Source organism: Bacteroides sp. 44_46, from assembly GCF_001915465.1.
GTDB classification, from domain to species: domain Bacteria; phylum Bacteroidota; class Bacteroidia; order Bacteroidales; family Bacteroidaceae; genus Bacteroides; species Bacteroides clarus.
In genome coordinates this window covers 24,474-38,437 of record NZ_MNQO01000019.1, presented here as the reverse complement: position 1 = coordinate 38,437, position 13,964 = coordinate 24,474, and the positions used below count along the sequence as shown (strand labels likewise).

The window sequence follows — 13,964 nt, the reverse complement described above, 5'->3', positions numbered from 1 at the left end:
TTCGTTTTATCTTGTAGCGAAACAGGGTGTTGACAGTAGTCAACAGGTCTGTTTATAGCTGTCGGCGGTTCTGTTTACAATCGTCAACGGCTCTGTTGGCAGTTGCCGGCACCCATTTATTCTCGTAGGAAAAATAGATTATCTCATGGGAAAGCGTTAACTTTACACAGTATAAATAAATACAGCACTATGGCAATTCATTTTGAATGGTATGAGAATCCGGTACCGCCGAACCAGCCGGACGAGAAAAAGCTCCATGCACGCATCACGTACAATGGAAAGATAGGAACAGACTATGTGAGGCGTAAAATTCAGGAGCGTTGCTCGCTGACGGAAACGGATGTAACGGCTGTACTCGATGCGCTGTCGCATGTATTGGGGCAGGAGCTGGGTGACGGTCGCCAAGTGCACCTGGACGGGATAGGTTATTTTCATCCTACGCTGAAATGTATAGAAGGGGTGACGGCGGAAACGAAACGCAAAAATACGAAAGTCCGTTTAAAAGGTATCAAGTTTCGTGCCGACCAAGCGTTGAAGAACGAAGTGGGAGCCGTGAAGCTTAAAAATATCAGGCACAACGGGCATTCCCGCAAACTATCGGATGTGGAAATAGATATGCGTTTGCGAACTTATTTCACCGAACATCAATTAATGACCCGTGCGGACTTCCAGCAGATTTGCGGATTTATGAAGTCGAAAGCGATGGAGCATATCCGCAGGCTGAGGGCGGAAGGGAAGATTCAGAATATCGGAATACCTACGCAACCGGTATATGTGCCCGTAGCGGGGTATTACGGGGTGAGCAGGGATAGGATTGTACGGCAATAAATTGTTCTTATATTACGAACTGTTTGCATCATGCAGACATTTGTATTCCAGTAATGAGGTTATAGGCTACTGATAGTTTGCTTGTTGATTTCATTACGTTCTTTCTTTTTGCTTTTGTTTCTATTGATTATTTTAATTCTTTTATTTTACCGGATAGGGGGCAAATAGTCATTTATTTATAGGTAGTGCTTGCCAAACTTGGGAAGAGGAATTCGCCCGTGAGACTGGTCGGCGGAAAGATGAAGGGGGTGCCCCAATACTGGACAACCCCTTCTGCAATAATAATTTAATGTGAGAATTGAGTCTTATTCTTTGTTTAATACCAGCGTGGATCTCCGACTGCCAAATCTTTAACCGTTTGATTTCCTATAGTTAAATTACCGGAGGCGGCATCTATAAATTGCGGGTCGACAGTCTCCATTGCCACGTCGTCGTGAGCGTCCGCATATTGACTGTTGCTAGTGTTCCAAAGATTAGGACAGTTATAATAATAATTTTGTATGTATGAACATGTTGCCTTCATTTTACCTTTTTTAGCCCAAACGCCAGAAGCGGTATTTTGGGGATTTTCTATTCCAACACCATAGAAGAAGCATTTCTTGACAGACAGTTGACTGGATGCAGTAGTTTTATCCATTTGGAAAAGACCACTGTTATTTGAGTTATCTAATGTGCAAACGTTATAGAATGTACATTCATTGAATGATACTGTCGCTGTATTTGTTACTTGACAACGCAGAAATGTACGAAAACCATTTCTAAAAGTGGACTTATTAACGACTAAGGAGGTTAATTCGCTTCCTTCACGTAAATCAATGCCGTCACCTTCACTGTCTTTCACATTTTCAATAATGCAATTATCAATGGTAATATTACCAAACTTACCTATTTTATTTGCATAGATCAGATGTTTATTGGTATTGCGTATTTCACATCCTATTATATTTAAGTTTGAAACATTAGCATTGGCGTCTTTTAATTCCAAAAGATTGTCTTGCTCATAGAGTCCGTCTACAATCAGATTGGTTAATGACAAGGATATGGTAGTGGCACCAACAGTGAACCGTCCGTTAATAGTTGGCTTGTCAGATGATTTATAACCAGAGATATTTACAGATTTTGTCAATGCATACTCTCCAAGATCGAACGTACCGGAAACAAGGACTATAGCCGCATTCTCTGCTGCATTATCCAGAATATCCACTAAGTTATCACCTTCTTGAACGACTGTTGCGTCACCAAAGTCTATTAGTGTTTTGAATGTTACTGTACCGCGTGTCTTTTCACCGTTCATCAGTTTTGCAGTGTATGTCGTTTCGGAAACCAAGCCGCTGATTGTAGCGGCTCCGGCTGTAATTTCATCTGTAGTAACTGAATGGGTGATTTCTCCCGGAGTGATGACGATTGTAGTTGCAGTTTCTCCGGCAGGCCAACGTAGTGTTACACTTGTTGCTTGTAAATCATCATCTGATACATCGTAGAATATCTGTTCTGCATCAGTGGAGCGAGTAATGAGACTCCATTTAGAGTCATTCTTTCCTTCCGCAACACTTTTGACTCCAAAAGTATATTCTGTTTCTCCTTCTAAACCAGTAATAGTATAAGTAACATCTTCTGTACTTTCTGTAATCAGTGCGGAAGCACCATCATTCGGGTTACCTTGAAAAACTCCGATTGTGTAAGATGTTGCTCCATTTATGGCATCCCATTTTAGCTCAACATTTGTCTTATTTCTGATGAAAGCCGTTACATTTGTTGGTGACAGCAGTCGGTCCAGCGTCAAATCTTTCACATCGTCCACATCATCACATGCAGTGAATGTTAAGCCTCCGGCCAGTATTGTGGCGAAAGCAAGTGCTGCGATTATATATTTTCTCATTGTTATGTCTTTTTTAATAATTAATACCACTCGTAGTTTGTCAGATTCGGGTTATCATTCAGATTGACATTGAAGATAGGCCAATATTGGCGTTTGTCTGGGTCTTGCACATAAAGATAGTCGATAATATCTTTCAGTACATTCTCTTTAATCCAAGTAGATACTTCTCCTTTACTGTCGGTATATTCAGTATAACCTGCTGGAGCACTTCCGGTTTCGCCATAGTTCAGACCGTAAAGTATAAGTTTGGCATTAGTTTCTATATTCAAGATACCATTACGCGTCCAATTAAAATCTTCCATTTTATAGAATATACGACCGGAAAGCTGGCTGTACGGGTGCTTAGCATCATAATCTGTCAGTGTAACGATGGCTTTCATTTTTGCATTTGCTTCGTCCATTTTGCTTTTCAACATTCCCCAACGAATGAGGTCAGCCTTGCGTATAAATTCACCAGCAAACTCAAGTGCTCTTTCATCGACTATAGCTTGAAACATTGTTGCTCTGCTTTGTGATGCTGCGGTAACATAATCGGTTACTTCTGTGGCATAATCGGCAGGGGCAAATGCACGTTCGCGGATTTTTGTGAGCCAGGGAGCTGCGGCATCGGGGCCATTTAATTCATTTTCCAGTTCGGCACGCATTAATATGATATCAGCATAGCGCATATAAAGTTTGTTGATACCATCATCAGTACCACCACCGGAAATCATACGTTCTGCCCATTCAAAACGTAACTTCCCAAAACTCCAACTGCTGAAAGCCTGAAGGCTTTGCTTTCCTTTCTCCCACTGGAAAGGACAACAGGTAATGTCACGACGCTTATCTTTTGGGGAGTAATCGTAATAGAATGTCGGCATAGGGCCTACGGAACTTCCTTGTGTCATTGTCGTCATGTTGTCTGCATTTCTGTGTCTAATCCCAAACGTATACATCATACGTCCACGCACCGGGTCATTACTGTATCCGATTTCGAATAACGACTCGCTGCCGGCGTTAATCACGTCACCCGAGATACCGTTGTTGTTGAATACATCTTCGAAATTGGGTTTCAAAGCTACGTATGTTCCTTCTTGTGCCATTACATCTTTGCAAGCTTGTAGAGCGATAGGGTAAAGTTTCTCTTTAGTGAGTTCCTCGTCTGTGCTCAGACGGTTTTCTCCGTCAAGGCGCTGGGCGTAGCCGGCAGCTTGCATGCAGACGCGTGCCAGAAATCCTTTGACAAACGCTTTGTTTACACGTTCTACCGTTTGTGTGGCAGCCAATTCGTTAGGCCATGCGCAGAGATCTTGTGCTTCTTGCAGGTCGATGATAAGTTGCTTGTAGATGACATCGCGGTCTTCACGTCCGGAATACATGTTCTCGGAGTTCAAGGTAGTCATACGTGCGGGCACGTCGCCCCACATATTAATGAGGTCGATGTAGTGTAACGCACGCAGAGTGAGTGCTTCGCCAAGTAACTGTTTCATGTTGGCATCAGTCAAGTCTGCATTAGCTCTTAAACCTTCAATAGCAAGATTGGCCTTTTCGATGGCGGCGTATATCTTTGCCCATAAATCGGTGCCGGTCGTTACATTCATCTGGTCGTTGGCGGTATTGGCATTATAGGTTGCCAAGTCTGCTTTTCCGTCACCTTTGTTTGAACCGTTAAACAATTCGATATCTGTATTATAACCGTACCATACGCTACGTGCACGGTAGTTTTGTTGTCCAAATTCATTGTAGATATTAGCGATGGCTCCTTCGGCAAATTCCTGACTGCTGAAAATCTTTTCACTATCCATTGAGGATGGAGAAGTCTGCTCCAGAAAATCATTGCAGGAAGACAGTGCACCCATCAGGGTTACTACTGCTAAGGATTTGAATAATATATTTTTCATTTTATCTTTCGTATTTATTAGAAGTTCAAGTTAAGACCTATTACAAATTGGCGACTCTTAGGATAGGCTGAGTAATCCACACCTGGTGTGAGGGCTGTTTTGTTTCTGGTAGAAACTTCGGGGTCGAAACCCGAGTATCCTGTCAGGCAGAATACGTTGTAACAGGTAGCGTAGAAACGCAGATTGTTGATACCTACTTTTTTGGTGAGGTTCTGCGGTAATGTATAACCGAGCGTCAGTGTGGAGAGACGCAGGAACGAACCGTCTTCAACAGCCCAATCGCTCAATACATAGTTGGTGTAAGGTGACCACATGGTGGTATTGGCATTCATCTCGGCCAACAGTGCGGCGTCATTCACCAAGTTTCCGTTGGCGTCGAGGTTGGTCCAGCGATTACCTTCAGACATGATATCAAGCATGTTGCGGTAGTAGTATTGTGATGCCGATGTATATTCAATCTTATTAGCATTATATACATCATTACCAATACTGTAAGTGAAGTTTGCACTCAGGTCGAAGCCGTATACGCGACCGGAAAGGGTGAAACCACCGCTTGCCTTAGGATTGGTATTACCGATAACGGTACGATCGTTATCATCTACTACACCGTCAGGAGTACCGTCAGGACCGCTGATATCTGCCAACTTCATGGCACCCGGTCTAAGGTAGCTGGTCCCTATCACACTTGCATCACTTGCTATACCTTCTTTCAACACCCATTTTTCACCAGATGCATAATAGTCTTCAAAATCGCTCACTTCATATCGGCCTGCGCTTATATAACCGTAGATTTCGCCTACAGGGCGACCCGGTTTCACAACATAGTCGTCTTGAATTTGTGTGGAAGCCCAGCCAGAGGATGCTTTATATTCGCTCAATGTGCCGAGGTTCTTTACTTTATTTTTGTTGAGACCTACGTTGCCGCTGATAGTCAGTCCATAGTTCTTGGTATTGATAGCATTCCATGTAACGGATATTTCCAAACCTTTATTTTCAGTTTCGCCAAGATTACGATATTGGTAGTCATAGCCCGAACCAGATACAGGGAAGGCAATGAGAAGGTCCTTTGTTGTATTCCAATAATATTCTACGCTACCGGAAACTTTACCACCAAGGAGTGTAAAGTCTAAACCTAAATTTCGGGTAATAGTTGTTTCCCAAGTCAGGTCGGGGTTGGAGGCATACAGTCCACTTTGCCCTGAAGCTAGTCCGCTTGTCCAATAAGTATTGAATTGGTTTAACCAAGTAGTAGAGTTGGAAGACCATACGGGAGAAATCTGGTCGGAGGGAATATTATTGTTACCTGCAGTACCATAAGAGAAACGCAGTTTCAAATCATCCAACCAATTTTGTGTGTTCTGCATGAAATTCTCTGCAGAGATACGCCATGCTACTGCTGCTGAAGGGAAGTATCCCCAACGGTTGTTTTTTGAAAACTTGGAAGAACCGTCGGCGCGAAAAGTGGCACTTACCAAGTATTTGTCCTGGAAGTTATAGTTTGCGCGACCAAAGAATGATAAGAGGTTATCATCGGCATTATTGTATTTGTTTACTTGATAGGGAGTACCCTGCGAGGAGAGATTCCAAGCTTGGTCGGCTGTAAAGTCGGTGGGATACAGACGCAGACGGTCGTCATTCAGTAAACTTTGCTTGTTCAGCATTTCTTGTCCTACGAGTAAATTCAAACTGTGATCTTTATTCTTGATGATATCCTTGAAGTCATAGTTCACCGTATTGGTGTTGCGGAAGGTTTTGCGTTGGGTATCGGCAAAGTATGCCATCGGATGAACACCATCTGTACTGGTACTGTTGGTACGTGCATTGTAGGTAGAGTTACCATAGTATTTTTTGTCGGTATTATAGTACCAATCCAAACCAAATTCTGTCTTAAACTTGAAGTTCTTAAAGATTTCCCATGAGAAGCTACCATTCATGTTGAAAGTTTGACGATTTTGTTTACGGTCCGTATCATATACAGAGGTAATCGGATTCGTTAATTGCAGGTCAGGGTCATAGCCGTCACTCAAGTCGGGAAAGTTGAACATAGGGTAAATCATCACATTCTTCATACGAGAGTCGGCGGAAGATACTTCTGTTTTACTTTCGTTGGCTCCTGCTCCGTTTACTTTTGTATCGGCATAGCGCATGGAGAAGTCAAGGTTTACTTTGTCATTTACTTTATGGCTAAGTTTCAGACTTAGGTTGTCGCGTCGGAAAGACGATCCCAACATGATAGCTTTGTCGTTCATGTGGGCATAACTCATATTGAACTTTGTCTTCTCAGAACCTCCACTAATGGAAATATTATGGTTAAAAGTGTGTCCGGTGCGGCCAAATACCTGTTCCTGCCAGTCGTTGGTAGGAGCTGTAGAATAGAGGTCGGCATCTTGCCAATTACCGAAAAGGGTGGTATACTTATCTTCGCTTCCTCTTAATAGGGCGTATTCGCGTTGCCATTTTACGTAATCACTGGCGCTTAGTGTGTTTAGGGTTTTGGTCATTTGTTTCCATGAATAATAAGCGTTGTACGAAACGCTGACTTTGCCTTCTTTACCGCTTTTTGTAGTAACCAAGATAACACCGTTTGCACCACGTGAACCGTAGATAGCTGTTGAAGAAGCATCTTTCAGCACAGTCATGTCTTCGATATCTGAAGCGGGGATGTCACTGATGGATTCTACCGGGAAACCATCTACGATGAAGAGCGGAGTGTTATCGCCTGTGATAGAACCGCCTCCGCGTACGCGGATTTTCATTTCTGCATCGGGCGAACCTTCTGTTGTAGTGATTTGTACACCTGCCATTTTTCCCTGCAAAGCTTCGGTAGCGGAAGCAACGGGTACGGCAGCCAGTGTTTCGGAATTAACCGTGGCAACGGAGCCTGTCAGGTCTTTCTTTTTTACCGAGCCGTATCCGATTACTACAACTTCTTCCAGGGCTTGTGCGTCATCGGATAAAACAACATTAATAGTTTGCTGTCCTTTCACTGCGATTTCTTGTGTTGTCATACCTACGTATGAGAAAACTAAAGTTGCATTGGTGGGGACACTCAAGGAGAAGTTTCCGTCAATGTCGGTTATCGTACCATTGCCGGTATTTCCTTTTTCAACTACGGAGGCTCCGATTACGGTTTCTCCTGTTTTGTCTGTCACGGTACCTTTTACGGTTACAGTCTGCGCTGATACGCCAAGCGTTATCATTGCTACTATTAAAAATAGTAACACAGTGCGCATGTTTTTCATTTTAGACATTCTTTGCATATTTATAAATTAAAAAGTGTTTCCCATTATGGTATGTGTTTTCACATATTGTTAATTCCTGAGCGCAAATGTAAATTGATATAAAAAAGCAGATGTGCAATTTTTGTTTTTAGGTTAGTAATTTTTGTTATCTGTCTTACATAAATGGGTTAACTCCCTTCATGAGTACGCTCTGGGACATAAATTTATAAAAAAGCTTGTTTACTATCCATTAAAGAAAGTGAACAAGCTTCTTATAATATATGCTGTTTTATGACCGGATTAAAAAGGATATAGAGTTTTTACTAATCCGTTTATATACACTTCCAGATTGGTATATTGGGAATTCAGATTGTACTTGCCGCTGTCTCTATTATCGTTTGGATCAAGTCCGTTGGCTTTTTCCCATTCATCGGGCATGCCATCGTTGTCACTGTCGATAAGAGAGGATGTCGTTGCAACATAGTCATCCCATTTTTCAGGTGTATCACTCTGAGTATCTATCAAACCGTTACCGCCACCTTTGGAGGCGGTAGTGGAGAATATGCCCATGCGGGTGTCGTTGACGATGCGCATGTCTATTTTGTCTCGTTTAGGGATGGTGTATCCATTGGCTGTCCAACCGCAAATCCATGAACCGGCGTATGTAAGTACCGATTCGTAGGCAGCATCGGCCGATTCGACAAAACTGTAATCCGGCAAGGTGGAGAAACGGACAGGGGCTAACAGGTCGGAGGCTTCCACTGCTGTTGTAATTTCGGCAGCATTTCTTTCATCCTTTACAACAAAGGCGGTAGAAGAAGTATTGTCTGCATTGGCTGCTGCAACTTCAGCTTGTTGTGAACTCGACAAATCTGTCCGGGTATTGTCTATCACATTGCCGCTGAGATAAAAATGTCCGTAAACTCCGGCTGCCTGCGGATATTCCTCGCTTCCTTTGTCTACGTATGCGGTGAAGAAACGTGCGTGAGTTCCGTTTGCAACGGAAGCCGGGCCGAGTTTATAGTAGTTGTTCAGAATGTTATACGAACCGCCCTGCCCGCCATAAGCTCCTTCGCTGGTCCAGTTGTAAATTACATTGTTACACAAATCTACTTTTTCCATATCGGCACGGTTCGAGTAGCGGCTGCCGCAAAGACGCGGGGTACGATTGCTGTGGTGGGCAACCAGGTTGTGATGGAATGTAGCAGGCGTTCCACCCCATAAACCGCCGTAACCGTGATTCCCTTTGTCGTGTACGGAGTGCCATAAACTTTCGCTGACGATACACCATTGCATGGTGAAGTTTGTATTGCCGTAGAATGACGCGCATTCGTCCGTACTCCAGCTCATTGAACAGTGGTCTATGATAATGTTTCTTTTTCCGGGATATTCTTTTTGGTAACCGTTCATGGCATCATCTTCGGTTTGCGCTTCGTCGCCCATCCGGCAACGAATAAAACGGATGATTACATTGTTGGCATTGACTCGCAGGGTGTAATCTTTCAGGCAAATGCCTGCACCGGGTGCGGTTTGTCCCGCGATTGTGATATCATCATTCCTGATAACCAATTGTTTGTTCAGCTTTATAACTCCGCCTACAGCGAATACCACAGTACGCTTTCCGGATTGCTCTACGGCATGACGTAATGTGCCCGGTGCGTTGCTGTCTTCGAGCGATGTTACCACATAGACAGTACCGCCCGCGCCGCCGGTGGTATATTTACCTGCACCTTCGGCTCCCGGGAAGGCTGCAATAGCGGAACGGTCAGGAGTGGGATATTCGGATGAGTCGGAGTTTCCGTATCAGAGTTCCCATTGTTATCCGGATTATCTTTGTCGGTGGCTCCGTTTCCCCCTTGTTCCGTAGAATTATCTTCACCGGCAGGAGTGTCGTCCGAGCAGGCTGCTGCTACCCCTGTAAGGAGAGTAATGAACAGGACAGCTTGTATGATTTTGATATATCTCATTTTTTTGTTTTTATATAGTGGCTCATCAGAAAGGTTAGTTCTGAGGGAATAAATGGTTGACAAGACTGTTTATATACACTTCCAGATTGGTGTATTGAGAGTTCAGACCGTATTTGGCTCCGTCAGTTGCATCATTCGGATTCAGACCGTTGGTTTTTTCCCATTCATCGGGCATACCGTCTTTATCTGTATCTTGAGGGGCTTTTTCCGATTTATATACGGGCCAGCCGCCTACATCTGTCGGACGGTCTATCATACCGTTGGTACTGCCGTGCGAACCTTCATGAGTATAATTGCCTTTACGTGTTTCTTCTACGATGCGGGCGTCAATGACATCACGTTTCAGAGAAGCTCCGGCGTAGTCGAGGACGGACTTATAGGCTTTACGTGCCGATTGCAGGGAAGTGTGTTCGGCAATATCGAATGGCTTTTCAGCGAGGAGCTCCTTTTCGGGAGCAAAGTCTTTCTTGATGATGAGACCGTAGCTGTTATCGCGCTGTATTTTGTATATATCGGCTTTTTGTTTGTCGGAGAGTTTCGGACAAGACGGGTCTACATAGTTGTCATTGAAGTAGAATACGCCATGTGTACCTGCTGCATTCTTATTCTTGCCATCATCGGCATAGGCGGTAAAAAGACGTTTGTATGAGCCTTTGGTAGCGGTGAAAGGTCCCGGTTTGTAATAGTTGGCAAGGAAGTTGTATGAACCGCCTTCACCGGCGTATGCACCGTCGCTGCCGTAATTGTAGATAACATTATTGAACAGTTCCACTTTTTCTTCTTCAGGTTTGCCGGTATAACGGCTACCGCAAAGACGCGGAGTACGGTTGGTGTGGTGGGCAAGCAGGTTATGATGGAAAGTGGCAGGCTGTCCGCCCCATAATCCGCCGTAGCCGTGTGAGCCTTTTTCGTGTATGGAATTGGCAAGGCTTTCGCTGATGATACACCATTGCATCGTAAAGTCGCTGTTGTCGTAGAACGAAGCACATTCATCCGTACTCCAGCTCATGGAGCAATGGTCGATGATGATGTTGCGGTGATGCTTGAAGCCGTTCATGGCATCATCACCTTTTTGCTTGATATCATCACCCATACGTGAACGGATGAAGCGTACGATTACATTGTCGGCCTGAACGCTCATGGTGTAATTCTTCAGGCAGATACCATCGCCCGGAGCTGTCTGTCCGGCAATAGTGAGGTCGCCGTTATTTATTTTCAGCGGGGATTGCAGTTCGATGATACCGCTTACGGCAAAGACAATGGTACGAGGACCTTTTTTGCGGATAGCCCAACGTAAAGTCCCTTCCGTTTCATCATCTGCCAATGAGGTAACGGTATAAACGGTACCGCCCGCACCACCGGTAGTATATTTACCTGCACCGTCTGCACCCGGAAATGCGGGTACTTTGCCACGGTCGGGGGCAGGTGTGGCGTTTTGAGCCTGGCTGATGGAGGAAGACAGTAGTAATAATGTACTGAGTAGTCCAAAGAAAAATGTTCTCATCATATTATACTCTTTTATTATTGCATACCTTAGTTAAAAATGCTTTGATATACATAAGGTTAATTTGATGGGCGCAAATATAGGTTAATAATAAAGAGCGTTTTGTGTAATATTTGTTTTTACTTGCATATTTTTTGTTGATTATAAACGTTATTGGTAAGCCTATTTTTTTAAATTTATTATACGCAATAGTAATATTATAAAGCTTTGCTTGAAAGTATATATTTCTTTCCTGGCTTTGTCTCTATATCATACACATAGGTTATTGTATGTTCGAATGTAGATAAAGATGAATTAGCTACAATTAGCGGTTTACGTATGGCTTGCGGTTGTAAAAATGGGTTTTTGCAGAGTTTCTCTGAAGTAGGGGAGAGTTTTTCTCCATTCAAATATAGGGGAGAGCCGGTACGTATGCGTAGGGTACCTCCGATGGTGGAGCATATGGTAGCTGTTTGCATTTGCCCCTTTTCCCATTTCATTTCTTCCAGCAGGAAACCGCCGCGACAGCGAATTCCTTTTATAACGCCACGCTCCCACACATCGGGCAACGCGGGCAGAAGATGGACAGCACCGTCGTGGCTCTGTACAAACATCTCGGTTATGCCGGCCGTACAGCCGAAGTTGCCGTCTATTTGGAAAGGCGGGTGAGCGTCGAACAGATTAGGATACGTACCACCGTTTTGTCCGCGTTCATCGGTGGTGGGGTGAAGCTGTTCGGTAATCAGTTTATAAGCATGATTGCCATCGAGCAGCCGTGCCCATAAGCAGACTTTCCATCCCATAGACCAACCGGTAGAGTGGTCGCCGCGGGCGGTCAGTGATGTCTTGGCGGCTTCAAAAAGGACAGGGGAGTGATAGGCGCTGATTTGACGGCCTGGATATAATCCCCATAGGTGGGATACATGTCGATGATGGTCTTGAGGATTGTCCCAGTCTTCCATCCATTCTTGCAGTTGTCCCCAGCGTCCTACCTGCATAGGGGCTAAATGGTTGGCTACGGTTTGCAGGCTGTCTGTGAAAGCTGTGTTTTCATTCATTAAGTTGGCGGCTTGAATGGTATTGTAAAACAGGTCGTAGACCATTTGATTGTCCATGGTGGTACCGGCGACAATTACAAAACCGCGCTTACCGTTAACAGACGGACTGTTTTCCGGTGAATAGGAAGGGGCTACCACCAGCCAGTTATTTTTAGGTTCGCGCACTAAAAAGTCCAGATAAAATTCGCAGGCGCCGCGCATAATCGGATAAACTTCCGCTAAATAATTCTTATCGCCGGAGAACAGGTACCGATCCCACAGGTGCTGGCAGAACCAAGCGTTACAAGTTGGCCAAACACCATATTTAGCGCCGTCTACGGCACCGGTGGTACGCCATATATCGGTGTTGTGATGCAAAGTCCATCCACGGCAGCCATACATGGAGGCGCTTTCGCGGCCTTGTATGGCCACTTCTTTTACCAATTGCAGGAACGGTTCGTGCATCTCGGACAGGGCGGTTGTTTCGGCCGGCCAATAATTCATCTCTACATTGATATCGGTAGTGTATTTTCCGTCCCAGGGAGCTCGTAACTGGTAGTTCCAAATACCTTGCAGGTTGGCGGCCTGCCCGCCGGGTTGCGAACTGCATATTAACAGGTAACGTCCGAATTGGAAGTACAAGGCGGCCATTTGCGGGTCGGTGACGGAGCTGAATTCCCTTACACGCCGGTCTGTCGGTTTCTTGATTTGGTCGTTGCTGCCTAAGTCCAGTGAAACACGGTTAAAGTATTGTTGATAGGCGGCAATGTGGGCTTCTTTCCTTTTCGTGTAGTTTTTACCGGCTTGTTTCATGTATTGCCGTGCTGCTTTCAATGCATCTCCCGACACGTCTTTATAGTTTATGAAGTTTGTACCGATAGATACATATAGAGTAACACTGTCGGCATTCTTGACTTGCAAAGTACTGTCCGAAGTTACTTTTAACGTACCTCCGTTATTGTCAATCCGGGTGAGTGCGGTGAATCGTATCTTTCCTTCAATACCCTCATGGTCGTTGGCTTTACCGTTTAGTTGCAGTTCTTTGCGGGGAGAAATGCAAAATTCTGTATTTTCGGTATATGGTGTGGTATAATGTGCTGTGAAAGAAATACTTTTCTTCTTTGATGCTGTTAATTTGATAATGAGCAACCGGTCGGGAAAAGAGGTAAAGGCTTCCCGTATGTACGTAATGCCATTGGCTGTGAAACGGGTGGTAGCTATTGCCTTTTCAATATCCAAATCCCGATAAAAATCATCGTATTGATTGATTCCTTCAAAATCAAGATGCAGTGTACCGACAGTTTGATACGGCATTCCGTTGGCCGATTGTGAGCAGATAGCGGGGCCGCATAATTCTTGCGCTTCTTTATTTTTCCCCTCGAATATCAACCGGCGTATGCGGGGCAACGCTTCTTTAGCTTTGGGATTAGTATTGTTATGAGGAGAGCCGCCCCAAACGGTTTCTTCATTGAGTTGGAACCGTTCGTGTGCGGGATCGCCGAAAACCATCGCTCCTATGCGTCCGTTACCTAAGGGCAGGGCTTCTACCCATTGTTTGGCGGGTTTGTCATACCATAGCTTTAAGTTATTATTACTTTGTGCTGTGGCCTTACCGCTGATGCAACAAATGGTAAGGCACAGTAGGAAGCACTTTTTTATCATCGTTTTT

At 44.4% G+C, this 13,964-nt stretch carries 7 protein-coding genes and 1 pseudogene; 1 reads left to right on the top strand and 7 read right to left on the bottom strand.

Annotated features, from left to right (window positions below):
- Positions 1 to 189: 189 nt before the first annotated feature.
- On the top strand, positions 190 to 828 hold the full coding sequence (locus BHV73_RS11330) for an HU family DNA-binding protein (RefSeq protein WP_087412333.1): 639 nt from the start codon (positions 190 to 192) through the stop codon (positions 826 to 828).
- A gap of 316 nt (positions 829 to 1,144) precedes the next feature.
- On the opposite strand, the gene BHV73_RS11325 is transcribed toward BHV73_RS11330, so the two are convergent.
- The 7 genes and pseudogenes from BHV73_RS11325 to BHV73_RS11295 all read right to left on the bottom strand — a co-directional run bounded on the left by BHV73_RS11325 (position 1,145) and on the right by BHV73_RS11295 (position 13,957).
- Positions 1,145 to 2,707, bottom strand: a complete 1,563-nt coding sequence (locus tag BHV73_RS11325) for a DUF5123 domain-containing protein (protein WP_022218201.1) — start codon at positions 2,705 to 2,707, stop codon at positions 1,145 to 1,147.
- 20 nt (positions 2,708 to 2,727) lie between these two features.
- The gene (locus BHV73_RS11320) at positions 2,728 to 4,587 is read right to left on the bottom strand and encodes a RagB/SusD family nutrient uptake outer membrane protein (protein ID WP_087412332.1); all 1,860 of its coding nucleotides are present in this window, start codon (positions 4,585 to 4,587) and stop codon (positions 2,728 to 2,730) included.
- Positions 4,588 to 4,604: 17 nt separating this feature from the next.
- On the bottom strand, positions 4,605 to 7,838 hold the full coding sequence (locus BHV73_RS11315) for a SusC/RagA family TonB-linked outer membrane protein (protein ID WP_164470620.1): 3,234 nt from the start codon (positions 7,836 to 7,838) through the stop codon (positions 4,605 to 4,607).
- A gap of 270 nt (positions 7,839 to 8,108) precedes the next feature.
- Positions 8,109 to 9,596, bottom strand: a pseudogene (locus tag BHV73_RS11310) (pectate lyase); the annotation flags it as partial.
- Positions 9,488 to 9,775, bottom strand: coding sequence for a hypothetical protein (locus BHV73_RS11305; RefSeq protein ID WP_286738355.1), 288 nt, complete (start codon positions 9,773 to 9,775; stop codon positions 9,488 to 9,490). The pseudogene BHV73_RS11310 and the gene BHV73_RS11305, both read right to left, overlap by 109 nt.
- A 34-nt stretch (positions 9,776 to 9,809) precedes the next feature.
- Positions 9,810 to 11,282: a pectate lyase gene (locus BHV73_RS11300; protein ID WP_229116230.1), complete on the bottom strand. Its 1,473-nt coding sequence runs from the start codon at positions 11,280 to 11,282 to the stop codon at positions 9,810 to 9,812.
- Positions 11,283 to 11,476: 194 nt separating this feature from the next.
- Positions 11,477 to 13,957: a glycoside hydrolase family 95 protein gene (locus tag BHV73_RS11295; protein WP_087412329.1), complete on the bottom strand. Its 2,481-nt coding sequence runs from the start codon at positions 13,955 to 13,957 to the stop codon at positions 11,477 to 11,479.
- Positions 13,958 to 13,964 lie beyond the last annotated feature (7 nt).

Coding starts and splice junctions, on each gene's coding strand:
- BHV73_RS11330 (WP_087412333.1), top strand. CDS start 190: ATGGCAATTCATTTTGAATGGTATGAGAATCCGGTACCGCCGAACCAG.
- BHV73_RS11325 (WP_022218201.1), bottom strand. CDS start 2,707: ATGAGAAAATATATAATCGCAGCACTTGCTTTCGCCACAATACTGGCC.
- BHV73_RS11320 (WP_087412332.1), bottom strand. CDS start 4,587: ATGAAAAATATATTATTCAAATCCTTAGCAGTAGTAACCCTGATGGGT.
- BHV73_RS11315 (WP_164470620.1), bottom strand. CDS start 7,838: ATGTCTAAAATGAAAAACATGCGCACTGTGTTACTATTTTTAATAGTA.
- BHV73_RS11305 (WP_286738355.1), bottom strand. CDS start 9,775: ATGAGATATATCAAAATCATACAAGCTGTCCTGTTCATTACTCTCCTT.
- BHV73_RS11300 (WP_229116230.1), bottom strand. CDS start 11,282: ATGATGAGAACATTTTTCTTTGGACTACTCAGTACATTATTACTACTG.
- BHV73_RS11295 (WP_087412329.1), bottom strand. CDS start 13,957: ATGATAAAAAAGTGCTTCCTACTGTGCCTTACCATTTGTTGCATCAGC.